The organism is Novosphingobium rosa NBRC 15208, from assembly GCF_001598555.1.
In the GTDB taxonomy this organism is placed as follows: Bacteria; Pseudomonadota; Alphaproteobacteria; order Sphingomonadales; family Sphingomonadaceae; genus Novosphingobium; species Novosphingobium rosa.
Genome location: NZ_BCZE01000164.1, coordinates 1 through 1,628, shown reverse-complemented (window position 1 = coordinate 1,628; position 1,628 = coordinate 1). Strand labels below are relative to the sequence as shown.

Genomic DNA, 1,628 nt, shown 5'->3' with positions numbered 1-1,628 from the left:
GAACGCGAGACGATGGAATACGATGTTGTGATCGTGGGAGGCGGCCCGGCGGGTCTGGCCTCGGCGATCCGTCTGAAGCAGCTTTCGCCCGATCTTTCGGTGTGCATTCTGGAAAAGGGCAGCGAGATCGGCGCGCATATTCTGTCGGGCGCGGTGGTTGATCCGCGCGCTCTGGACGAATTGCTGCCCGACTGGCGCGAAGACGGCTGCCCCATGGCCGAAACGCCCGTCACCGACAATTGGCACTGGGTTCTGACCAAGACCGGCAAATTCGCGATGCCTCACGCCGTGATGCCGGGCTTTCTTTCGAATGACGGCAATTACACCGGCTCGCTGGGCAATCTGTGCCGCTGGCTGGCGGGCAAGGCCGAAGAGCTGGGCGTGGAAATCTTCCCCGGCTTCCCCGCCGCCGAGATCCTTTACGGCGATCAGGGCGAGGTGATCGGCGTGCAGACCGGCGATATGGGCGTGGACCGCGAAGGCCAGCCCAAGGGCGATTATCAGCCCGGCATGAACCTGCTGGCCCGCTACACCTTGTTCTGCGAGGGCGCGCGCGGCCATCTCACCAAGCGGCTGAAGGCGAAGTTCGATCTGGAGCGCGATTGCCAGCCGCAGGTTTACGGCCTTGGCATCAAGGAATTGTGGGACATTCCCGCCGACAAGCATGTGCCGGGCCGCGTGCTGCATACGCAGGGCTGGCCGCTCTCCGAAAGCAACAGCTGGGGCGGCGGTTTTCTCTACCATCAGGCGGGCGGACAGGTGGCGCTCGGCTTTGTGACGGCGCTCGATTACAAGAACCCGCACGTCTATCCCTTCGAGGAATTCCAGCGCTGGAAGCAGCATCCCGAGATCCGCAAGGTGCTGGAGGGCGGCAAGCGCGTCTCCTATGGCGCCCGCGCGATCAATGAGGGCGGCTGGCAGAGCGTGCCGCATCTCGCCTTCCCGGGCGGCGTGCTGGCGGGCTGCTCGGCGGGCTTCGTCAATGTGCCGCGCATCAAGGGCAGCCATACGGCGATGAAGAGCGGCATGCTGGCGGCCGAAAGCATCGCCGCCGCCGTGGCGCAGGATCGCCGGGGCGATGCTCTGGAGGATTACGATGCCGCCGTGCGTTCGAGCTGGATCGCCGACGAACTGAAGCTGGTGCAGAACGCCCAGCCGATTGTCGCCAAATTCGGCGGCGGGCTGGGCACGGTGCTGGCGGGCGCGGATATGTGGCTGCGGACGCTGTTTGGTTTCGGCGTCGCCAAGCCGATGAAGCATCACACCGATGCCTCGGCCACGATGCGCGCCGATCTTTACAAGCCCATCGCCTACCCCAAGCCCGATGGCGTGATCAGCTTCGACCGCCTGACCAGCGTGGCCTTCTCCTTCACCAACCATGAGGAAGATCAGCCCTGCCATCTGCGGCTGTCCGACCCATCGGTGCCCACGCGCGTCAACCTGCCGGTCTATGCCGGGCCGGAGGCGCGTTATTGCCCGGCGGGCGTCTATGAATTCGTGGGCGAGGAGGGCGACAAGCGCCTGCAGATCAACGCGCAGAACTGCGTCCACTGCAAGACCTGCGACATCAAGGATCCTACGCAGAACATCGAATGGGTGACGCCAGAAGGTGGGGGCGGGCCGAACTA

The 1,628-nt window shown here is 64.7% G+C and carries 1 protein-coding gene; it reads left to right on the top strand.

What is annotated here, in order from left to right:
* Positions 1–1,628 (top strand): electron transfer flavoprotein-ubiquinone oxidoreductase (locus SR3_RS30195; RefSeq protein WP_245654166.1); only part of this gene is annotated, 1,628 nt, incomplete at both ends.